At 71.9% G+C, this 21,110-nt stretch carries 15 protein-coding genes; 3 read left to right on the top strand and 12 right to left on the bottom strand.

The window, feature by feature from the left end:
• Positions 1 to 61: 61 nt before the first annotated feature.
• The 4 genes from ACYQ8Q_RS33385 to ACYQ8Q_RS33370 all read right to left on the bottom strand — a co-directional run bounded on the left by ACYQ8Q_RS33385 (position 62) and on the right by ACYQ8Q_RS33370 (position 4,815).
• Positions 62 to 754, bottom strand: a complete 693-nt coding sequence (locus ACYQ8Q_RS33385; protein ID WP_460070292.1) for a response regulator transcription factor — start codon at positions 752 to 754, stop codon at positions 62 to 64.
• Positions 751 to 1,902 carry a sensor histidine kinase gene (locus ACYQ8Q_RS33380; protein ID WP_460070290.1) on the bottom strand — a complete coding sequence of 384 codons (1,152 nt, stop codon included), beginning with the start codon at positions 1,900 to 1,902 and terminating at the stop codon, positions 751 to 753. Before ACYQ8Q_RS33380 ends, ACYQ8Q_RS33385 begins: the two co-directional genes overlap by 4 nt.
• The gene (locus ACYQ8Q_RS33375; RefSeq protein ID WP_460070288.1) at positions 1,899 to 2,423 is read right to left on the bottom strand and encodes a DUF1453 domain-containing protein; all 525 of its coding nucleotides are present in this window, start codon (positions 2,421 to 2,423) and stop codon (positions 1,899 to 1,901) included. Before ACYQ8Q_RS33375 ends, ACYQ8Q_RS33380 begins: the two co-directional genes overlap by 4 nt.
• Positions 2,424 to 2,691: 268 nt before the next feature.
• On the bottom strand, positions 2,692 to 4,815 hold the full coding sequence (locus ACYQ8Q_RS33370) for a DNA gyrase/topoisomerase IV subunit B (protein WP_460070286.1): 2,124 nt from the start codon (positions 4,813 to 4,815) through the stop codon (positions 2,692 to 2,694).
• Positions 4,816 to 5,260: 445 nt separating this feature from the next.
• On the opposite strand from ACYQ8Q_RS33370, the gene ACYQ8Q_RS33365 reads away from it, so the two are divergent.
• Positions 5,261 to 5,491 carry a DUF7455 domain-containing protein gene (locus ACYQ8Q_RS33365; protein WP_067247462.1) on the top strand — a complete coding sequence of 77 codons (231 nt, stop codon included), beginning with the start codon at positions 5,261 to 5,263 and terminating at the stop codon, positions 5,489 to 5,491.
• A gap of 164 nt (positions 5,492 to 5,655) precedes the next feature.
• Here the strand turns inward: ACYQ8Q_RS33365 and ACYQ8Q_RS33360 are convergent, their stop codons facing one another.
• From ACYQ8Q_RS33360 to ACYQ8Q_RS33330, 7 genes are all read right to left on the bottom strand, one after another.
• On the bottom strand, positions 5,656 to 6,537 hold the full coding sequence (locus ACYQ8Q_RS33360) for a serine protease (RefSeq protein WP_460070284.1): 882 nt from the start codon (positions 6,535 to 6,537) through the stop codon (positions 5,656 to 5,658).
• A gap of 175 nt (positions 6,538 to 6,712) precedes the next feature.
• On the bottom strand, positions 6,713 to 8,263 hold the full coding sequence (locus ACYQ8Q_RS33355) for an RNA polymerase sigma factor (protein ID WP_460070282.1): 1,551 nt from the start codon (positions 8,261 to 8,263) through the stop codon (positions 6,713 to 6,715).
• Between the two features lie 435 nt (positions 8,264 to 8,698).
• Positions 8,699 to 9,586, bottom strand: a complete 888-nt coding sequence (locus ACYQ8Q_RS33350) for a FadR/GntR family transcriptional regulator (protein WP_460070280.1) — start codon at positions 9,584 to 9,586, stop codon at positions 8,699 to 8,701.
• A gap of 163 nt (positions 9,587 to 9,749) precedes the next feature.
• Positions 9,750 to 11,792, bottom strand: a complete 2,043-nt coding sequence (locus tag ACYQ8Q_RS33345) for an ABC transporter ATP-binding protein (protein ID WP_460070278.1) — start codon at positions 11,790 to 11,792, stop codon at positions 9,750 to 9,752.
• 143 nt (positions 11,793 to 11,935) lie between these two features.
• Positions 11,936 to 12,694, bottom strand: coding sequence for an NUDIX hydrolase (locus tag ACYQ8Q_RS33340; protein WP_460070276.1), 759 nt, complete (start codon positions 12,692 to 12,694; stop codon positions 11,936 to 11,938).
• A 131-nt stretch (positions 12,695 to 12,825) separates the two neighbouring features.
• On the bottom strand, positions 12,826 to 14,751 hold the full coding sequence (locus tag ACYQ8Q_RS33335; protein WP_460073601.1) for a glycogen debranching N-terminal domain-containing protein: 1,926 nt from the start codon (positions 14,749 to 14,751) through the stop codon (positions 12,826 to 12,828).
• Between the two features lie 405 nt (positions 14,752 to 15,156).
• Positions 15,157 to 16,794 (bottom strand): DUF4192 domain-containing protein, encoded by a 1,638-nt coding sequence (locus ACYQ8Q_RS33330; protein ID WP_460070273.1) that lies wholly within the window; start codon positions 16,792 to 16,794, stop codon positions 15,157 to 15,159.
• 131 nt (positions 16,795 to 16,925) lie between these two features.
• Between ACYQ8Q_RS33330 and ACYQ8Q_RS33325 the strand changes: the two genes are divergently transcribed.
• Together ACYQ8Q_RS33325 and ACYQ8Q_RS33320 are read left to right on the top strand one after the other, a co-directional pair.
• On the top strand, positions 16,926 to 19,091 hold the full coding sequence (locus ACYQ8Q_RS33325; protein ID WP_460070271.1) for a RecQ family ATP-dependent DNA helicase: 2,166 nt from the start codon (positions 16,926 to 16,928) through the stop codon (positions 19,089 to 19,091).
• A gap of 257 nt (positions 19,092 to 19,348) precedes the next feature.
• Positions 19,349 to 19,969, top strand: coding sequence for a hypothetical protein (locus ACYQ8Q_RS33320; RefSeq protein ID WP_460070269.1), 621 nt, complete (start codon positions 19,349 to 19,351; stop codon positions 19,967 to 19,969).
• A gap of 500 nt (positions 19,970 to 20,469) precedes the next feature.
• Here the strand turns inward: ACYQ8Q_RS33320 and ACYQ8Q_RS33315 are convergent, their stop codons facing one another.
• Complete coding sequence (locus ACYQ8Q_RS33315) at positions 20,470 to 21,096, bottom strand: hypothetical protein (protein WP_460070267.1); 627 nt, start codon at positions 21,094 to 21,096, stop codon at positions 20,470 to 20,472.
• Positions 21,097 to 21,110 lie beyond the last annotated feature (14 nt).

Below are 21,110 nucleotides of genomic sequence, written 5' to 3'. Positions count from 1 at the left end.
CGGGAAGACCCCCGGCTCTCCTTCCCCCCCTGCTTCACCCCATCAGGTGACGAAAGTCCCCTCATGCCGTCGGTGGCCGGACCAGCCCCTTTGCGTACGCGTAACGCACCGCCTGCGCACGGTCCTTGAGCCCCGTCTTGGTGAACATGTTGTTGATGTGGGTCTTCACCGTCGCCGTGGACACCTGGAGCCGACGGGCGATCTCCTGGTTGCCGAGGCCCTCGGCGATCAGTGTCAGCACCTCCGTCTCCCGCGTGGTGAGCCCGTCCGGTGCGACGGCGGGCGCGACCGGCTCCGGCTCGGGTGCCGACAGCCTCTCCAGCAGCCGCCGCTGCACGCTCGGCGACAGCCCCGCGTCCCCGGACAACACACTGTGCACGGCCCGCACGATCTCGTCCCCGCCGGCGTCCTTGGTGAGATATCCCCGCGCCCCCGCCTGCAGGGCCGGGAACAGGGACTCGTCGTCCGCGTACGTCGTGAGCACAACGACCTGCGTCCCGGGATGCTCGGCCCGGATCCGCCGGGTCGCCTCCACCCCGTCGCAGCGCGGCATCCGCAGATCCATCAGCACCACGTCCGGGGCGAGTTCGGCGACGAGCCGCACGGCCTCGTCGCCGTCTCCTGCGGCCCCCACCACCTCGACTCCGGGCAGCAGCCCGAGCAGCATCACGATGCCCTCCCGGACGACCGTCTGATCGTCCGCGACCACCACCCTGGCCGGCTTCCGCTCCGCCGCCTCCGCCGTCTCCGTCATACCGGCACTCTCAGCGTCACGACGAACCCTTCCTCGTCCGGCCCGGCCTCGAGCGACCCGCCCAGCAGCTCGGCGCGCTCACGCATCCCCAGCAGACCGTACCCGCCGCCGGCCGCGGCGAGTTCACCCGGCGAGCCTCCCGAGTCCCGCACGTCCAGGATCACTTCATGGGGTTCGTACTCCAGCCGCACCCTGACCTTGGCCCCCGGAGCATGCTTCCGGACGTTCGTCAGGGCCTCCTGGGCGACTCTGCGCACGGCCTGCGACGCCTCGGCCGGCAGTGCCCTGTGATCACCCGCAACGGTGACCTCGGCACCGTCGGCCGCCCGGACCAGGTCGGTCAGGAAGTCCTCGAGCGGCGTCAGATCACCGCGCAGCGCGGACAGCGCGTGCCGGGTCTCGTCGAGGCCGTCGCGAGCCATCCCCCGGGCCGCGACCACCCGTTCGAGGATCTGCTCGCGGTCCGCGCCTCTCTCGATCAGCAGCCGGGCGGCTTCCAGATGCACCAGCTGTGCCGAGAGGCTGTGGGCCAGCACGTCATGGATCTCCCGGGCGATCCGGGCCCGCTCGCCGAGTGCGGCCGACTCCGCCTCCGCGGCCCGCGCCGCACGCTCCTGGGCGAGCAGTCGCTGCGCGTTGCCGCGGGCCTCGGCGTCCAGACGCAGGGTGTATCCCGCGAGAGCCATCCCGCCGACCGTCGCGGCCGTGGTCAGCCAGACGTCGTTGTTGACCGCCGCGTACGAGGCGAGTGCGACCGAGGCGACGGGCAGTGCCGCCGCCAGGGGCATCCGCTCCAGCACGGCGATACAGCAACCGCACCAGACGACGAGGGCGGGTTCCCGGAATCCCACGGCCTGGGCCGCGACGGCGAGCCCCAGCAGGAGGAGGACCACGGCCAACGACGGCCAGAACCGGTGCTGGAGCGTGGTCCGCCAGAAACACCAGGCCAGCCCGCCGGTCACGAGGACTCCCGCGGCTCCGGCCACCGCGACCCAGCCGTGCACACGGCTGTTGTGGAAGGCGCCCCACAGGAGGATCCCGAGAAGCAGCAGCCGCACCACCCAGGCGAGCAGGCGCCGGGGAGGCGTGGTCCCCTGTCGGCTCAGCGCCTCCCGAGAGGGCCAGCGCGTCCAGGCGCTCTGCGTCACACGCGCTCCTTCCCCGCGGTCCGGACCGTCTGCTCACCGTACGCCGAGCTGTGCACAGGGCCCCGGTCCAGACGCTGCGCGCGCCAGATCAGGATCCCGGAGCGGACCAGCAGGGTGCTCGCCAGCGCCAGCATCAGGGCCGAGCTGTCCTGGTGGACGCCGCACAGCGCGCCCAGGGCGAACAGGCTCACGCGCAGGCCTATGCCGAGGATCCAGACGCCCACGCTGGCTCTGGTGCTCTTGCTCCACACCGCGCCGCCGGATTCCACCCAGATGCGGGTGGTCCAGGCCCAGCCGGCTCCCGTGGCCAGGCCGACCAGCAGTTCCGCACCCAGGATCAGGGCCGATGCGAGGAAGTGCTGGGCGTCCAGCAGATGGGGCTCACGCAGGGCCACGACGGCCAGGACCGCCGGGAGGAGCCACCACCGCCGGTCCGTGTCGACGCGGCTCGCGCGGAACTGGCGCACGATCACCAGCGCGGCAACCGCCAGGATCACCAGTGCGTCGATCAGCCCGGACATCACGGCCTCCGTGAGCGAGAAAGGGATGCCGGCAGCGAGCGCTGCCGACGCCTTCGACGCTACGGATTCACGCAGGTCGGCGGATCGGAGCCAGGGTGGATCATGGGTGGATCCCGTCAGCGGTGGAAGTCCACCCCCGGGTGGAGGGCCCGGCGCGAGAGCCGGGTGGCCGAGCCGGCGCCGGACCGGAAGGACGCCGATGGGGGTTGGATTCCTCCCGGAATCCAACCCCCATCGTGATGATCTTCCAGCCCTCCGGACTCGGCCGCTACGCGTCGATGCGTGACCGGTCGAGGGTCGCCGCCGAGCTGGAGATGAACTCCTTGCGCGGGGCGACGTCATTGCCCATGAGCAGGTCGAACACCTGCTCGGCCGCCTCCAGGTCGGAGAGGTTGATGCGGCGCAGGGTGCGGTGGCGCGGGTCCATCGTCGTCTCGGCCAGCTGGTCGGCGTCCATCTCGCCGAGACCCTTGTAGCGCTGGATGGAGTCCTTGTACCGGACGCCCTTGCTCTGGAACTCCATGAGCTTGTCGCGCAGCTCACGGTCGGAGTAGGTGTACACGTACTTGTCCTGGCCCCGCTTGGGCTGGACGAGCTCGATGCGGTGCAGCGGCGGCACCGCGGCGAACACCCGGCCGGCCTCGACCATGGGCCGCATGTAGCGATGGAACAGCGTCAGCAGCAGGGTCCGGATGTGGGAGCCGTCCACATCGGCGTCCGTCATCATGATGATCTTGCCGTAGCGGGCCGCGTCGATGTCGAAGGTGCGCCCGGAGCCCGCCCCTATGACCTGGATGATCGCGCCGCACTCGGCGTTCTTCAGCATGTCGGTCACCGACGACTTCTGGACGTTGAGGATCTTGCCCCGGATCGGCAGCAGCGCCTGGAACTCGGAGTTCCGGGCCAGCTTGGCGGTACCGAGTGCGGAGTCTCCCTCGACGATGAACAGCTCGCTGCGGTCGACGTCGTCGCTGCGGCAGTCGGCGAGCTTGGCGGGCAGCGAGGAGGATTCCAGGGCCGTCTTGCGGCGCTGTGCGTCCTTGTGCTGACGGGCCGCGATGCGGGTCCGGGCGGCGGCGACCGCCTTCTCCATGACGACGCGGGCCTGGGCCGCCGCGTCGCGCTTGGTGGAGGTCAGGAACGCCTTGAGCTCCTTGGAGATCACGGTGTTCACGATGCGCCGGGCCGCCGAGGTGCCGAGGACCTCCTTGGTCTGGCCCTCGAACTGCGGCTCGGCGAGGCGGACGGTGACGACCGCGGTCAGGCCCTCCAGGGCGTCGTCCTTGACGATGTCGTCCTCGGCGACGCGCAGCATCTTCTTGGTGCGCAGGACCTCGTTCATGGTGCTGGTGACGGCCGTCTCGAAGCCCGCGACATGTGTACCGCCCTTGGGGGTGGCGATGATGTTCACGAAGGACTTCAGGGTCGTGTCGTACCCCGTGCCCCACCGCATCGCGACATCCACCTCGAGCTCGCGGGTGACCTGTGTGGGGGTCATCTGCCCGTGCTCGTCCAGGACCGGGACGGTCTCCCTGAACGTGCCCTGTCCAGTCAAGCGGAGGACGTCGCAAACGGCCTTGTCCGCGGCCAGGTACTCGCAGAACTCGCTGATGCCGCCGTCGAAGCGGAAGGACTCCTCGCCCTTGCTGCCGCCCTCGCCGAGGCCGTACTCGTCGCGGACGACGATGGTCAGGCCGGGCACCAGGAACGCGGTCTGCCGGGCACGCTGGTGGAGGTTCTCCAGCGAGAGCTTGGCGTCCTTGAGGAAGATCTGGCGGTCGGCCCAGTACCGCACGCGCGTGCCGGTGCGGGCCCTGGCGATCTTCTTGGCCTTGCGCAGGCCGCCCTGGGCCTCGAACTTCGCGTCGGGGCCGTCCGCGGCGAAGGCGCCCGGCACACCGCGCCGGAAGCTGATCGCGTGCGTGTGCCCGCCGCGGTCCACCTCCACGTCGAGTCGGGCCGAGAGGGCGTTGACGACGGAGGCGCCGACGCCGTGCAGACCGCCGGAGGCGGCGTAGGAGCCGCCGCCGAACTTGCCGCCGGCGTGCAGCTTGGTCATGACGACCTCGACGCCGGAGAGGCCGGTCTTGGGCTCGACGTCGACGGGGATGCCCCGGCCGTTGTCGCGCACCTCGACCGAGGCGTCGTCGTGGAGGATCACCTCGATGTGGTCGCAGTAGCCCCCGAGGGCCTCGTCCACGGAGTTGTCGATGATCTCCCACAGGCAGTGCATCAGACCACGGCTGTCGGTGGACCCGATGTACATGCCCGGGCGCTTCCGCACGGCCTCGAGGCCCTCGAGGACGAGCAGGTGCCGCGCGGTGTAGTTGGAACCGTCCCGGTCTGCTCCTGCCAGCAGCGCAGTGGACGGCACGGACGTTTCGGCGGTCACGCGGTTCGCTCCTCGCTGAATTTCAGGTGGGGCCCTTCTGGGTAAGGGCGCGGCTTCGTTCGCCGCCAAGAGGGTACCGAGGCCTGGTAGAGCCGTTGTCACGCCACCCTCAGTCTGAACTCAGACTAGTCCAGGGTCGCATGCGTGTTCGATCCCTCGTTGGAGTGAAGTACATATCACGTTCCCTTCGAGGCATGAACCATTTAGGCTCCGGGCACGTCCTCATGAACAAACCGGCAATCCAGCCGGGGAGGATCGAGACCATGACCGACAGCGCGAAACCGTAAGCACCACCGAGACGCAATACGGCACATTCGCCGCCAAACCGGCAGCAGACGGCCGCCTCGAAGATTTTTTTCGAGGAGAAGCCACGAGCGGGAACGTTTTGGGGCTGGTTGGATGTTGACCCTGGTACGACAGCTCGTCGAGCTAGAGAAGAGGCGACGTGACTACTGTTCTGACCCCCGCGAGCCCGCTGACGGCCGCTGACCGCTGCGACCGCTGCGGCGCCCAGGCGTACGTGCGCGTGGTCCTGCTCAGCGGCGGAGAACTGCTCTTCTGCGCCCACCACGGCCGCAAGTTCGAGCCGGAACTCAAGAAGATCGCCGCTGAAATACAGGACGAGACGGAGCGGCTGACGACCGTTCCCGCATCCGCCTCCGACGAAGAGCGCTGATCCGACGCGTCCACGACGAGCCACCATCGGCACAGGCCGGTACACGGGCGGCGGCCCCTGGCAACAGGGGCCGCCGCCCGCTCTCGTGGCTTCCTGGGTCCGCCCCGCGCTTCCCGGGCGGCGCGGCGTCGCCCACAGCGGCGAGGAGAACCGCTCAGGCGTCGTCAGGGGGCCTTTCCGGCCCCTCGGGGGGCCTTGGCCGCCCCAGCCCCGTGTGGGGCCCTGCCCCGGCCCAGCGCCCGGACGATCTCGGAGACGCGGGTGTAGACCCCCGGACTTTCCGGCCTCCCACAGCCGCTGCCCCACGACACGAGCCCGATCAGCCGGCCCTGTGCGACCAGCGGCCCGCCGCTGTCCCCCTGGCAGGCGTCCCGCCCGCCCCGCTCGTCCCCGGCGCACACCATGCTCGCCGAGAGGTACTTGCCGTCGGCCGAGCCCGGGTACGCCCGCTCACAGACCGCGTCGGCCAGCACATGGACGTGCGTGGCCCGCAGCCGGCGCGGATAGGCCCCGAACCCCGTGGTGTCGCCCCAGCCGGTGATCACGGCCTCCGTCCCGGGCCGGTACGCCGCGTCGCCCGGTCCCGCCAGACCGATGGCCGACGTCCTGGGCAGGGGCTCGGCGAGGGTGAGCACGGCGAAGTCGCCGGCGTTGCTGCCGCTGTCGTAGGCCGGGTTCACCCAGGTCTCCCGGACGGCGATCTCCCGCCCCTCGTCCGTGTAGAGATCCGTACGACCCGTGATGACCTTCAGATCGCGGGCCCGGTCCGGCGGCGCCCCCAGGACGTCCTCGGTCATGCAGTGGGCCGCGGTGAGCACCGTCGTGGGGTCCATCACGACACCTCCGCAGAACTGTCCCGACCGCATACGTCCGAACCGGTCACGGCTGGACAGCGCGACCGTCCACGGGCTCTGGGCGGCTTCGACGGGATATCCGCCGAGGACGACGTCGGAGGCCGCGGGGGCGGCGGACAGCAACGGTATGGCCACCGCGGTGGCCGCCAGTGCCAATGGCCGGGCCAGCGCCCGGACAAAGCGACGACGCATGCACACTCCTCACTCCGAAGTGATCGATGAACACCCAGAGTGATCCAGCACGCGACACCCCGCGACCGCGCGCCCGCCCCGAAGGCCCCCGCCCAGACGGAAGGCCCGGCTCCCCGAGGGGAGCCGGGCCTCCGGCGACGAACGGACACGACTTGGGCCGTGCGACCGATCCGGCCTAGTCGAGGTAGTCGCGCAGAACCTGCGAACGCGACGGGTGGCGCAGCTTCGACATGGTCTTGGACTCGATCTGACGGATGCGCTCGCGCGTCACGCCGTACACCTTGCCGATCTCGTCGAGGGTCTTCGGCTGACCGTCGGTGAGACCGAAGCGCATCGAGACGACGCCCGCCTCGCGCTCGGACAGGGTGTCGAGGACCGAGTGCAGCTGCTCCTGGAGGAGCGTGAAGCTGACGGCGTCGGCCGGGACGACGGCCTCGGAGTCCTCGATGAGGTCACCGAACTCGCTGTCACCGTCCTCACCGAGCGGGGTGTGCAGCGAGATGGGCTCACGGCCGTACTTCTGGACCTCGATGACCTTCTCCGGGGTCATGTCGAGTTCCTTGGCCAGCTCCTCCGGGGTGGGCTCGCGACCCAGGTCCTGGAGCATCTGGCGCTGCACGCGCGCGAGCTTGTTGATGACCTCGACCATGTGCACCGGGATACGGATGGTGCGGGCCTGGTCGGCCATGGCGCGGGTGATCGCCTGACGGATCCACCAGGTGGCGTACGTGGAGAACTTGTAGCCCTTGGTGTAGTCGAACTTCTCGACCGCGCGGATCAGACCGAGGTTGCCCTCCTGGATCAGGTCCAGGAAGAGCATGCCGCGGCCGGTGTAACGCTTGGCCAGCGAGACCACGAGGCGGAGGTTGGCCTCCAGGAGGTGGTTCTTGGCGCGGCGGCCGTCCTCGGCGATGATCTCCAGCTCGCGCTTGAGCTTGGGGGCGAGCTTGTCGGCGTTGGCCAGCTTGTCCTCGGCGAACAGACCGGCCTCGATGCGCTTGGCGAGCTCGACCTCCTGCTCGGCGTTGAGCAGCGGGACCTTGCCGATCTGCTTGAGGTAGTCCTTGACCGGGTCGGCGGTGGCACCGGCGGCCGCGACCTGCTGGGCGGGCGCGTCGTCCTCGTCCTCGTCGGAGAGCACGAAGCCGGCGCTCTCGGCGCCCTCGGGCTCGTCGCCGGCCTTGGGGGCGTCCTCGAGGACCTCGTCCTCGATCAGCTCGGCGTCGTCCTTCTTGGCGGTGGTCTTCTTCGCGGCCGCCGTCTTCTTGGTGGCCACGGTCTTCTTGGCGGCCACCGCCTTCTTGGCGGGTGCGGCCTTCTTGGCAGCCGCCTTCCTGGCGGGGGCGGCTTCCTCTGCGGGGTCGTCCACAGCGGGTGCGGCCGGGGCAGCCGTGGTGGTGGCGGTGGCCTTCCTCGTGGTCACCGTCTTCGCCGCGACCGTCTTGGTGGCGGTGCGCTTGGCCGGACTCTTCGCTGCGACGCTCTTTCGTGTGCGCTTGGGCTCCGCGGCACTGACCATCAGCGTCACACCCTCTTCCTCGAGGATCTGGTTGAGGCTGCGCAGTACGTTCTTCCACTGAGTGGCCGGAATCTGGTCAGCTTCGAAGGCCCGACGCACATCGTCGCCGGCGATCTGCCCCTCAGCCTTTCCCCGCTCAATGAGCGCCATGACAGAGACGGACTCGGCGATCTCCGGCGGGAGCGTACGGGATGTGCTGGCCGACACGAACAACCTCTCGGAACGTTGGAAAACGGCTTCCGGCCCCGTCCACGGCGGACAGGAGCCGACCACCGGCCTTGGGGGTGGACCGACGGTGCGGGCGGGGGGCCGGGAAGATGCACAGCGCCTTGAACGGCGTCCGTATTCCCTCCTCGGCTGTCACCTCTTAGGTCATCGCGTTGTTTCCACAAGCGTTACGCCCAATCTTCGTGGCCCGAGTCACACCGCGTAAGCGCTCAAAAACGGCCAGACACGGGCAGAGGTGGTCACCCGTAGTACGTACCCAGGTTGCCGCGATCCACCCCGGTCCGTGTCACACCGTCGGACCCCGCGGCCCCTGAGCGGGGTTCTGCGGGGTCCGACACCGAGGGCGGGGAGCCCGGTCGAGGAGGGCGGAAAGGGGGGGACGACATCCCCGGTCGCGCTTCCCGCGGCGGGCCGTCAGTGCTCGCGCGGCGCCGGCACGACGCGCTCCACCTCGGGGTGCACGGTGAGCAGCTGGCGCATGGCCGCCTCGGCCGCACCGCCGTCGGCCGCGGCGAGGGCGTCGACGATCCTGGCGTGGTGCGCCAGGGACGCCTCGGTCGGCCGGTCACAGCCCGTGACCGGACCTCCGGACACCTGCAGGGCGGCCGAGACGATCCCCGAGAGATGCTCCAGCATGCGGTTGCCGGCGACCTGGATCAGCAACGTGTGGAACTCGGTGTCGGCCCGGGAGTACGTGAGCGCGTCACCCTGGCCCATCGCGTGTCCCATGATCTCGACCATGTCACCCAGGCGCTGCTGGACGTCGTCCCGCCCGTGTCCCGCGGCGAGACGGGCGGCGAGCGGCTCGATCGTCCAGCGCAGCTCGCTCAGCTCGCGCCGCTGGTCGTCACGCTGCGGTCCGAAGGCCCGCCACTCGATGATGTCCGGGTCGAGCAGGTTCCAGTCGCTGACGGGACGCACGCGCGTACCGACGTTCGGCCGGGCGCTGACCAGGCCCTTGGCCTCCAGCACGCGCAGCGACTCACGGACGACGGTACGGGACACCTCGAAGCGCTGGCCGATCTCCTCGGGCACCAGCGGACGGTCGGCGCCGAGGTCACCCGAGACGATCATCTGGCCGAGCTGCTGGACGAGTTGGCCGTGCAGCCCGCGTCCGCGGCTGCCCGCGGTGCGCCGGCCCACGCGGCCCAGCTCGGGGTCCGCGCCCTCCCAGACGGGGGTTCCCACGCGGTCGGCCACAGGAGCGTCGGCGTAGGGGTAGCGGTCGAGTTCGCCCGGGCCGGCCAGACCGGAGTCGGCGGAGCGGGCGGCGGTCATCATGGTGTGCGCAAGGGTACTCACGCATCCTTTGTCGGCGTCGCCTCCAACTCCCTTGAGGTCTTTGGTGAAAAGCACACGAAAGGGTGATCGCTCACCCCGTCGTAATTGACGCCTTATCGGAAAGAAACGGGCGTTCTCCGGGTAGTTGTGCACACGCCAGGACAGGATGAGTGCACAACAGTCGTCATCGGACCCTGCTCCGCAGGTTCACCAGCACATACGCGCCCAGCAGTGCGCCCAGCGACAACGCCATTGCCCCGCCGACGGGTTGGGCGATCACGCGCAGCGCGGCGAACAGATAGCGCTCTCCGCCGAACGGCCACTGGACGAGCAGCACCTCGCGCAACCGCAGGGAGAAGCCGGCCGCGGTCCGCACGGATGCGTGCTCGGCGGCCCTCTGTGCGACGGGCACCACGGCGACCGGTACGGCCAGCACCGCGGCGAGTCCGGCCGTCGTCGAGCGGAAGACACCGGCCGCGAGGACGCCGGCCCAGGCACAGCCGACCACGAGGGCGAGCCAACTCGCGCTCAGCGAAGCCCACTCCGCCGGAACCTTCGCGAGCTCCCGGCCGTAGAAGAGATAGAGCATCTCGGCGTCGCAGCCCACGGTGAGGAAGGCCAGCATCAGCGCGGTGAGCCCAGCGACGAGGAGCTTGGCGCTGAGCAGCCCGAGCCTGCGGGGCACCGTGCCGCGATCGGCGGCCAGGGCGGGGTGGCGGAACTCGTCCCCGAAGGCGAGCGCACCGAGCAGCCCCGCGCCGAGCGCCGCCGGCGGCAGCGGCAGTTCCACGGGCCACGCGGCGAGCAGCCGCGCCTGCGACGTGTGTCCCGCACGCGCCAGGAGTACGGCGATGAGGGCGGAGGAGAGGAGTACGGCGGCGCCGGTCAGGAAGCCGGTGCCGATCCCGGCGGCACGGCGGAGTTCGTAGCGCAGGGGGCGCAGGGGGCTGGGGGCGGAGCGGACGGAGATCGGGGGCGGCAGGGCCGACACGGAGTCGGGATTCCCCGGCATGGTGGCGAAGCGTGACGTCCGGGAGCCGGAGCGGGCCTGGCGTCTGCCTCGCAGGGTGCGGCCGGACTTCTTCGGCGACCGGGATCCGTCTCCGTCGCGGTCGGCGGTCGGCTCGGGGAAGGCCAGTTGCTCGGCGACCGCCAGCGGCAGAGGCAGCAGCTCGGGCCTGGCGGCGAGTTCGGGAGCCGTGACGTCGCCCGAGACTGAGGCCGGGTCGGCGGGCGCGCGCTTCACCTCGGACTCCGATACGTCGTCCACGTCACCGGAAAGCCCGGAAAGCGGGGCACCCTCCGGGTCGCCGTCCTCCGAGCCAGAGGGGCGCGGCTCGGGAACGGCGCCCGGACCCATGTCCCCTGTCTCGTCGGCGAGTTGATGGACGAGGATGCCGTGCCGGAAGGCCGCCTCACCGACCTCGGCGCAGGTACTGCCGTACACACAGAGCCGGTTGCCGTCCTCCTGGACGACCTCGACGGAGCGATGCCCGGTGCGCGCCTCCTTGGTGAGCAGGGCGGCCAGACGGGCGGCGTGCGGGCTGCGGACGGCCACTCGGGGGCGCAGTCGGGTGCGGGCGAAGTCGGCGACGTCCTGGTCGGCGACGAGTCTGCCCTGTTCGAGGGTGACGACCCGGTCGGCCGTGCGAACGGCCTCCTTGGGGTCGGCCGTGGTCATCAGCACCGTGCCGCCGTGCGCCGCGTGCGCACGCACCATGCCGTGCAGCCAACGGTCTTCGCGACCGGAAAGCCCCTCGGCCGGTTCGTCGAGCACGAGGGTGTGCGGGTCCGCGAGGAGGGCGCAGGCGAGCCCCAGCCGCCGGTCCATGCCGCGGGACAGGGTGCCGAGGCGCTCGTCCCGCAGGCTGATCAGGCCGACCACCTCCAGTACTTCGTCGGCGCGGCGGACGGGAACCCCGGCGGCCGCGCAGAGCATCCGCAGATGACCGCGGACGGTACGCGCGGGGTGCCCCGGCACATCGCCGAGCAGCACTCCGACCTCGCGGGAGGGGTGGGCGATGCGGTGCAGGGGGCGGCCTCTGAAGTAGGTGAGACCCCGCCCCTGTTGGAGTTCGAGCATGAGTCTGAGCGCCGTGCTTTTGCCCGCGCCCGGCGCTCCGAGCAGCACGGTGACGCGGCCCGCACCTGCCTCGAAGGAGACGTCGTCGACGGCGGCTGGAAGCTCCTTGCGGGAGTCACTGGTCAATCCGAAGGCCTGGATCACCTTTAGGAAGATAGCGCGCCATATACGGTTTTTCCGGACACAGCATGGCCGACGGGGCGGGGCGTGTGGACGCGTCCGGTCCGCCTCTCCTCAGCCCTGGCACCGACTCCCGTGGGCGAGTGAGCAGTTACGGCGGCCCGGCGTCACACTTCGGGGCGGAGCATCGGCGGGTTGAGCAGCGTCGCGCCCCCGGCGCGGAAGAGCTGGGCGGGGCGGCCGCCCTGGCGTGTGGTGGTGCCGCCGGTGGGGACCAGGAAGCCGGGGGTGCCGGTGACCTTGCGGTGGAAGTTGCGTGGATCGAGGGCCACACCCCAGACCGCTTCGTAGACCCGGCGCAGCTCGCCGACCGTGAACTCGGTGGGGCAGAACGCAGTCGCCAGCGAGGAGTACTCGATCTTGGAGCGGGCGCGCTCCACTCCGTCCGCGAGGATCCGGGCGTGGTCGAAGGCGAGGGGCGCGACGGGTTCGCCGTCACGGCCGTAACCACCCTGCTGCAGCAGTTCCTCGACCGGTGCCCAGCGCGCGTTGCTCGCGTCACCGCCGGCCCGCGGGGCGGGCAGGTCGGGGGCGAGCGCGAGGTGGGCGACGCTGACGACACGCATCCTGGGGTCCCGCTCGGGGTCGCCGTAGGTGGCGAGCTGTTCCAGGTGGGCGCCGTTGTCCTGGGCCGGGACGTCGGGGTCGTGGGCCAGTAGCCCGGTCTCCTCCGCCAGCTCCCGCGCCGCCGCCTGGGTGAGGTCCTCGTCGGCCCGCACGAAGCCGCCCGGGAGCGCCCATCTGCCCTGGAACGGCGCCTCTCCGCGGCGCACCGCCAGTGCGCACAGGGCATGGCGGCGCACGGTCAGTACGACCAGGTCCACTGTGACGGCAAAGGGCGGAAAGGCTGACGGGTCGTAGGGCATGCGGCGATCATAGTCGTCTTCCTGACGATAAACACACCCTTCGCCGGACGCTTCGATGACTGATCCACTTCGGTACGGCGTCACGGTCACCGGCCGCTCCCAGGTCCTGTCCCGTTCCTCGTCATCCGAGGTCACGCTCCCAATCGCAGTCCTCCAGCCGCTTCCTCGACCATGGCGAGACCGAGCCGGCTGACCCGTACGGAGAAGGGTGCGCCCGCGACCCGCAGGCCGGTCAGGCCGATCTCGCCCAGGGGCGCGCCGCGCTGAGGGCGCAAGGTGATCGTCCCGGCTGGCGCGTCGGGCCGGATGCCCACCACGGCGGTCAGCAACAGGATCCCGGCGGCGGCCGAAACGGCGGCCGGGCGGCACGCGGCCGGGTGGGGCACGGGGAGGCTCCCTTCGGTGCGCTGCTCTCCGGCATACATCTCCGGGAGGCGGTACCCGAAGGCCTCGGCCGCCGCCAGTACCCCGCCCAGCAGCCCGCCGGCCTCCTTCTCGTAGCCGGCGGCGGCCAGCCCGGCCACGGCGATCGCCGTCTCGTGGACCCGTACGGCACCGCTGCGGTGGCCGAACGGGTTGTGGCCCGCTTCTTTCGCGCTCATGCCCCGCAGCCCCCAGCCCGAGTCCAGCGCGGGGCTGCCGAACAGCCGGGCCAGGCTTTCGGTCTGCACCTTGTCGAGCAGTCCGGGTGCCATGACACCGCCTCCGAGCAGACCGGTGTCGAGGAGGTGGACCGCCGTGGCACCCAGCCGGGGCACCGGTCGCCCGTCCGGGGTGAGCGCCGCCGGGGGTCTGCCGCCGGCCCGGTCGTCGAGCCAGAAGTCCCGCCGGAAGACGGCCCGCAGTCTGCGCGCCCACTCCCGTAGCCGGCCGGCCTCGGCGCTCGCCCTGCCGCAGCCGTCGAGCAGGTCGGCACCGAGCAGGGCCGCCCGATGGGCATGCGCCTGGGTCTCGCAGCGGACGGGCCCGCCGGGCTGGGGGTCGCGCAGATACGTCCCCTCCCCCACCGCGGTGCGCAGCCAGGTCAGGCAGCGCTCGGCGGTCGGCAGCAGTTCCTCCGTCTCCTGTTCGGGCAGCCCCCAGCGACGGGCCTCGGCGAGGAGCACCGGGAAGAGCAGGGTGGCCTCGATGCCGGTGCAGCTCGGCGGCAGATGAGCGCCCGCGTCCCGGCGCGGACCGGGGATCATGCCGTGGCGTGGCCCCTGCTGTGCGATCTGGGTGCGGGCGAGGGTACGCAGCGTGCCTGCGGCGAGGCGGGTCCCGAGCGGCAGGGTCATACGGGCTGCGGCGAGCGCCTCGGCCGGGGCCAGACCGCAGCGCCATGGCGCCCCCGCCGCGAGATGCGTGTCCGCGGGGTGGGCGGGGTCGCGCACCAGCAGGGCCTGGAGATCCTCGACGCTCGTGGCCATGAGCGCCGCGAGGCGTGGGTCGTCCCCTGTCGCACGGGCGGGTGACAGGGGGCTCGTGACCGCACGGCCGACGGCCCGGACCGGGCCCGCGGCTTCCGGGCGGACTTTCAGCACCACGCGGACGCTGCCGCCGGGCGGCAGGTCGAATTCCCAGCGGAGCAGTCCCGCGGCGGCGATCGCGTCGGCCGGTGGCGGGTCGGCGGTGACGCTCGAGGTGCCTGCCGGGGACGACCAGCACAACCCGGAGTCGCGGACATGAGCGGGGAGTTCCGGGCCCACGGCGCCGGCCGCGATCGCCCCGATGTCGGCGAGGTCCGTGCCCAGCGCCACCTCGACCGGCAGGCGCAGGGGCCGTGTGGCGGCGCTGCGCAGTGTGATCAGTTCCGTGCCGTCCGCGCAGCGGCTCCGCTCGACGACGACGTCCGGATCGGGACCGCCGTGCGGTGCGACGCGCACCGTGGCCGTGAAGTGCGCCCGGTCGGCCGAGGTCATCCGCGCCTGCACCCCGAGCGGTTCGCGGCCCGCCACCCGGACCTGGCAGCGCGACAGGACGCGTCTGCCGGCCCGGTAGAAGCCCTCCAGTCCGCGACCGGTCAGCTGACCCTGTTCGGGGGAGACGGCGAGGCCAGGCAGGGCGACGCAGATCATCGCGGCGTGGGTGGACGGCAGCTCTCCGACGGGCGGGACGGCCGGCATTCCGGTGGACCTCCCAGGGGTGTTCTGGCTCTGGCCGGTGAAGGCGCCCGCGGTGTCCTCCGCCCGAGGATCAGGCGAGGCGTGTCGAGCGGTGGAGGGCGGAGTCGGCTGGTGCATGAGGTGGCTTCCTCTGCTCTCTGAGCGCCTCGGACAGGGGCGTGGCCGGAGAGGAACTCCGGCGATGCGGGTGCGCGATGGCGGTGCCTGCTGGTGCGGGGTCTACCGCCACTCAGGTGAACGGGGCGGAACTCTCCCAGGTCACGGCCTTGGCGAGCCGACCCCACCGACCGGCGGTGAGCTCGGGCGCACCGGCGGGAGGACCGGAGGGGCCACCGCCGTCAACGCCGCCACACCCCTTCACCCCTCGCCCCTGGTGTCGTCCCCGTCGGCCCGCGCGCCTTCGGGGCAGGCTCCTCGGCGCCGAGCGGAAGGCTTCCCGGTGGCGCGGGGGCGGGAGCCACCCCTGCCGGCGGGGGCAGGACGCGCCGAGGGCGTACGGGGACGGCCGGCGTTCGCGCCCGGCCCGCGCCGTGTCCGCGCGGTCTCCGCGACGCCCTTCTCGCCCCCGGCTGCGGCCGGGCCGTCCGCCTCGCGTGCTCGCGATGCACGGGTCTGACGCCCCTCGCGCTCCGAGCGCAGACAGCGGCGTACGGATTCCGGGTCGAGTCCCTCGTTGCAGGCCTGGTGGAGCAGACGGGCGAAGAGGTAGTCGGGGTCCGCGCCCAGGGCCATGGCGAGGGCCTCGCGGGCCTCGAGCTCGTCGCCGCCGGACCAGGCGACCCAGCCGGCGAGGGTGAGCGGTGCCGCGGCGTGTTCGCCGAAGGGACCGACGCAGCGGCGGGCCAGTGCCCGCCACAGGCGAAGGGCGGGCGGCGCCTCGTCACCCTCCATCCATTCCGCCGCGCGGTCGCGTGTCACCCGGTCCTGGAGGCCGAGAATCAGCGCGGCGGCCTCGTCGCAGCCGAGCAGTTCGTCGTCCCTGCGGTCCGCTTCGGCGTTGCCCAGGACGACGGGTGCCGCGGCGAAGCGCCTGATGAGCTGTCCGGCCCGTTCGATCGTCTCTCCGGCGACCACCGCGCGGTTCGTGTCGTCGAGCATCCTCGTGACCAGCGCGATGTTCGCCGTGTCCAGGGCAACCTCCTGTTCCAGCGCGACGCCCGTCTCCAGGGGCTGCAGCCGGGCGCGCAGCTCGCGCAGGGTGCCCCGGACCTGGATTCCGGCGTACGTCGCGGCCGCGGCCAGCACGGAGGTGCCGGGCAGGCCCATGGAGGTCCCCTCGACGGGACAGCAGCCCTCATGGGGGCAGCAGTAGGACCAGAACCGGCCGTCGGAGATGCAGAGCGCCTCGATGACCGGGGCGTCGAGCTTCCCGCACGCGACCCGCAGGGCGTCGGCCAGGGGGTCCAGCCGCTTCATGACCTCGCGGCCCGTCTCGCCCTTCGCCGGGTCCTGGCAGAGGTAGGCGACCATCTGCGCCGGGCGGGCGCCACGCCGTTCGCCTCCCTTCACCAGGCCCTCCGCAAGTTGCCGGGCGGCGGCGGGCCAGTCGCCCGGGTGGGCGGGGATGCCGAGCCTGGCCCGGCCGCCGAACCGGCCCCGGCCGGCCCGGTCGCCGAGGGCAACCAGCACGATGCTGTCTTCCGGACGGTATCCGAGCAGGTAGGGCAGGGCGTCGGCGAGTTCGCCCGGGGTGCGCAGGGTGACGTGATGGGCGGCGGACTCACCGGTGTAGGGAGCGCTCGCGTCGTAGGGGGTGTGGCTGATGTACGCCAGGGGGCCGTTGTACGGGGGCTCACCGTCGTCGTACGGCTGCTCGCCCCCGTCGGCGGACGCGCCACCGTACGCAGCCGTGTCGCCGCGGCCTGGGGCGTCGCCGGGGGAAGAAGTCGCGCCGTGCGTGGTTCGACCGTCGTGGGACACCAGCCCGTCGAGCCCGTCGCGTCCGGAAATGTCACCGTTCTCGAAGGAGCCGGTCGTTTCGCTGTGGTTCGTCATGCGCCGACGATCTCGCGGATTGCGATCCTCCGCTTCGACCTGTGGATAACTCCTATCAGGGACACATCAATCGGGAGTTCCGGGCGCCGCTCGGACCCGGTCTGTCAGAGCCGTCCTGTTGTATGGGAGGCATGGAGCACACGAGCAACGCGGATCTCCGGGCCGACGCCGACGCCGTTCTCGCCCGCCTCGTCGGCGGCGCCACGGGCACGGCCAGGCTGCGCGAGGACCAGTGGCGAGCCATCGAGGCGCTGGTCGCCGACCGACGGCGGGCCCTGGTCGTACAGCGGACGGGATGGGGCAAGTCCGCGGTCTACTTCGTGGCGACCTCCCTGCTGCGCGCCCGCGGCTCCGGTCCCACCGTGATCGTCTCGCCGCTGCTCGCCCTGATGCGCAACCAGGTCGAGGCCGCGGCCAGGGCGGGTATCCACGCTCGGACCATCAACTCCTCGAACACGGAGGAGTGGGACACCGTCCAGGCCGAGATCGCCTCGGGCGAGGTCGACGTCCTGCTGGTCAGCCCGGAGCGGCTCAACAACCCGGACTTCCGCGACCAGGTGCTGCCCGCGCTGGCGGCCGCGACCGGCCTGCTCGTGGTGGACGAGGCGCACTGCATCTCCGACTGGGGGCACGACTTCCGGCCGGACTACCGCCGGCTGCGGACGATGCTCGGCGATCTCCCGCCCGGGGTGCCGGTGCTCGCGACGACCGCGACGGCCAACGCGCGCGTGACGGCCGACGTCGCCGAACAGCTGGGAACGGGCGGCTCGTCGGACGCCCTGGTGCTGCGCGGCCCGCTGGACCGGGAGAGCCTCAGCCTGAGCGTGCTGCGGCTCCCCGACGCCGCCCACCGGATGGCCTGGCTCGCCGACCATCTCGACGAACTGCCGGGCTCGGGAATCATCTACACGCTCACCGTTGCCGCCGCCGAGGAGGTCACCGCCTTCCTGCGGCAGCGCGGGCACGTCGTCGCCTCGTACACGGGCCGGACGGAGAACGCCGACCGGCAGCAGGCCGAGGAGGACCTACTGGCCAACAAGGTCAAGGCGCTGGTCGCCACGTCCGCGCTCGGCATGGGCTTCGACAAGCCCGACCTGGGCTTCGTCGTGCACCTCGGCTCGCCCTCCTCCCCCATCGCGTACTACCAGCAGGTGGGCCGCGCCGGCCGTGGCGTCGAGCACGCCGAGGTGCTCCTGCTGCCGGGCAAGGAGGACGAGGCGATCTGGGAGTACTTCGCGTCGCTGGCCTTCCCGTCCGAGGAACTGGTGCGCCGCACACTGGACGTCCTCGCGCGCGCGGAGCGGCCGCTGTCGCTGCCCGCGCTGGAGCCGCTCGTCGAGCTGCGCCGCTCCCGGCTGGAGACCATGCTCAAGGTGCTGGACGTGGACGGCGCGGTGAAGCGGGTCAAGGGCGGCTGGAGCGCGACCGGCCGGCCGTGGACGTACGAGACCGAGCGGTACGCGTGGGTCGCGCGCCAGCGCAAGGCGGAGCAGGAGGCGATGCGCGGTTACGCGTCGACGGCCGACTGCCGGATGGAGTTCCTCCAGCGTCAGCTCGACGACGAGGGCGCCAAGCCGTGCGGACGGTGCGACAACTGCGCGGGGGCTCGCTACGCCGCGGAGACGTCCACGGCCGCACTGGACGCCGCGCGCGTGGATCTGGGGCGTGCGGGGGTCGAGGTCGAGCCGCGCCGGATGTGGCCGACCGGCCTTCCGTCGATCGGCATGGATCTCAAGGGGCGCATTCCGGCCGGAGAACAGGCGCAGTCAGGACGCGCTCTGGGGCGGCTCTCGGACATCGGCTGGGGCAACCGGCTCCGTCCGCTGCTGGCCCCGCAGGCATCTGACGGTCCGGTACCGGACGACGTGGCCAAGGCCGTCGTGGGCGTACTGGCCGACTGGGCGAAAGGGCCCGGCGGTTGGGCTTCGGGAGCCTCCGACGCCGTTGCGCGTCCGGTCGGCGTGGTCACCGTCGCCTCCCGCACCCGGCCGCGGCTGATCCAGTCGCTGGGGGCGCGGATCGCCGAGGTGGGGCGGCTGCCCCTGCTGGGATCGGTGGAGTACGCGGCCGACGCGGCACCGGTCCCGCGCAGCAACAGCGCCCAACGCCTCAAGGCACTCCACGGTCTGCTGGAGGTCCCGCCCGCACTCGCTTCGGCGCTGGCCGAGACCCCGGGACCGGTCCTGCTGGTGGACGACTTCACCGAGACCGGGTGGACCCTGGCGGTCGCGGCACGCATGGTGCGGCGCTCGGGCGCTCAGGAAGTGCTGCCTCTGGTGCTGGCTGTACAAGGTTGATCACGCACCGGGTGCGGAAGGGGCATGTGCAGCCGTCCCACGCGTCCGGCCATGAATCACTGGGTAGGGATATAAGACACACACTGCCCTATAACGGTCTGTGGCCCCAATTGCTCGTTGCCGCATCCAAGTTCGACAGGAAGAATTGAGGTCCGCTCCCCGCACGGCTGGCCCGTAGTCCGGTAGGGCTCTGCTGCGGCGTGCGCTCCCCCCAATCCGACCCGCCCGCAGTGTGGGCCGTAGCCGAAGGGAGGATCGTGACCCTCGGATTCGCTCCGTCCTCGGCAGCATCGTTGTCGTCGTCCACGTCCGCCGCTTCCGCCCATCGTTTGCTCGAGCCCGCGGAGTGGTCCGCGGCCGGCATCCCTTTGCTGCGCAACCCGCGCGAAGTGGTCAGCGGGCTGCACTCGCGGCACCGGCCCGGGCTGGCCACCGCGATCGTGGCCGTGCTCGATCCCGACGAACGGGTGTGCGCCAGCGCGTCGTTCACCCGGCGTCAGGCGCCTGCCGACGGCTGGATGTTCCGTAACGCGCTGCTGGCCCAGCTGCGCCGGGTCATCCCGCACGACCTGCGACGGCGTACGCCGGTGCGGACCGCGGTGCTGCTGTACTGCCGCGAAGGCGACGCGCGGTGGACGGAAGAGGACGGGGCGTGGATGTGGGGCCTGCGTGACGCCTGCACCCTGCACGGGCTGCGCTGCGGGGCGTACATCACGCTGACCCGGGACGGCTGGCAGGTGCTCGGGGAAGGGCGGGGCGGCCGCCGCCCCAACACGGACTCCGCCCCGGAGCCCTTCGGCCTCTCCGAGGCACCGCCTCCGCTGCCGCGCACCGGTGGCGCCATGTCGGAGGTTCTGCGCCGCGCGGCCGCCCGCTGAGCGGATCAGGGGGTACGACGCCCCGGACGGCGTCCGGACTCATCTCGGCGGGCTTCGCACGGGGCGCTGCTCGGTCCCGGGCGTGACGGCATCCGGCCGCTGAGCAGCCCGCCCCAGCGCGCCCCCTGCCACCGGGTGACCCGCTGGGCCTGGCGGACCCCAAGCCCGCGGGGCGAGGCGTCTGCCGACCTGGGCTCTGTGGTCACCTTCCCGCCGTCACCCGAAGGGCGGCCCCGCAGTGTCAGGTGCGCGCTCTCGGCGTGCCGGGCCCTGACTCGCGCACTGGACGTACTCGGGTCAGAGCCCTGTGCGCCGACAGGACCCAGGCCCCGGCGTCCACCGTGGCCACCGCCGGGCTGCGGTCGTACGGCGGCTGGATCCGGGCATGCCGAAGCGCGCGCCGAGACTCACGTCGTCCGCGCACGCGAAAGCACACCGTGGAGGTGCCGCGGCAGCGAGGCCTGCCCGGCCCCGGCGCCTCCTGGTCCACCCGGTTCGGCTCAGACTCCGGCGCCGAGCACCGCGTTGATCTGCTGCGGGTCTCCGCAGACGATCAGCAGCGATCCGGCCCGGGTGCGAGCCGTCGGCAGAGCCGCCGCAGCGGACTCCGTGCCACCGTTGACGGCCACCACGACGACGGGCCGCACGCCCGCACGGCCCGCGGCGGCGCCGTCGGCGTAGAAGACGTCGTCCCCGGCGTCGTGCTGCGCCCAATAAGACGCCTCGCCGAAGGACAGTTCATGGACGGCCCAGGGGTGCTGTTCACCGGTGGTGATCACCAGTACGTCACCTGGGGCGCGCCCCGAGTCCAGGAGCAGGTCCACGGCCTCCTCGGCGGCGTCCAGCGCACCCTGGGCCGAGGCCGGGATCAACTGGATCTGCGGAGTCGCCGAAACGGGCGTGGGAGTGGCCGGGGCCGAGGGCCCGGGCTTGGGGGCGGCGTCACGCGGGGTGCGCTGCACCGGCGGCGCGGGCCGGAGGGGGCCGGGACGACCGGGACGCGACGGAGCCGCGGGACGGGGGCCGGGTACGGGTCGAGGGGTCGGCGCGGTACGGCCACTGGCCGGAGTGGCGCGGGGACCCTGGGCACTCTCGTGAATCTGAGGCTCCTCGGGAATGAGAGGCATGGGCTGATTTTTAT

The sequence above is a fragment of the Streptomyces sp. YKOK-I1 genome (genome assembly GCF_054660435.1).
This window is presented reverse-complemented; position numbering and strand designations above follow the sequence as displayed.

Excerpts from the sequence above, each read along its gene's own strand:
- ACYQ8Q_RS33335 (WP_460073601.1), bottom strand. The coding sequence starts at position 14,751 with ATGATCTGCGTCGCCCTGCCTGGCCTCGCCGTCTCCCCCGAACAGGGT.
- ACYQ8Q_RS33315 (WP_460070267.1), bottom strand. The coding sequence starts at position 21,096 with ATGCCTCTCATTCCCGAGGAGCCTCAGATTCACGAGAGTGCCCAGGGT.
- ACYQ8Q_RS33385 (WP_460070292.1), bottom strand. The coding sequence starts at position 754 with ATGACGGAGACGGCGGAGGCGGCGGAGCGGAAGCCGGCCAGGGTGGTG.
- ACYQ8Q_RS33340 (WP_460070276.1), bottom strand. The coding sequence starts at position 12,694 with ATGCCCTACGACCCGTCAGCCTTTCCGCCCTTTGCCGTCACAGTGGAC.
- ACYQ8Q_RS33375 (WP_460070288.1), bottom strand. The coding sequence starts at position 2,423 with ATGTCCGGGCTGATCGACGCACTGGTGATCCTGGCGGTTGCCGCGCTG.
- ACYQ8Q_RS33330 (WP_460070273.1), bottom strand. The coding sequence starts at position 16,794 with ATGACGAACCACAGCGAAACGACCGGCTCCTTCGAGAACGGTGACATT.
- ACYQ8Q_RS33360 (WP_460070284.1), bottom strand. The coding sequence starts at position 6,537 with ATGCGTCGTCGCTTTGTCCGGGCGCTGGCCCGGCCATTGGCACTGGCG.
- ACYQ8Q_RS33325 (WP_460070271.1), top strand. The coding sequence starts at position 16,926 with ATGGAGCACACGAGCAACGCGGATCTCCGGGCCGACGCCGACGCCGTT.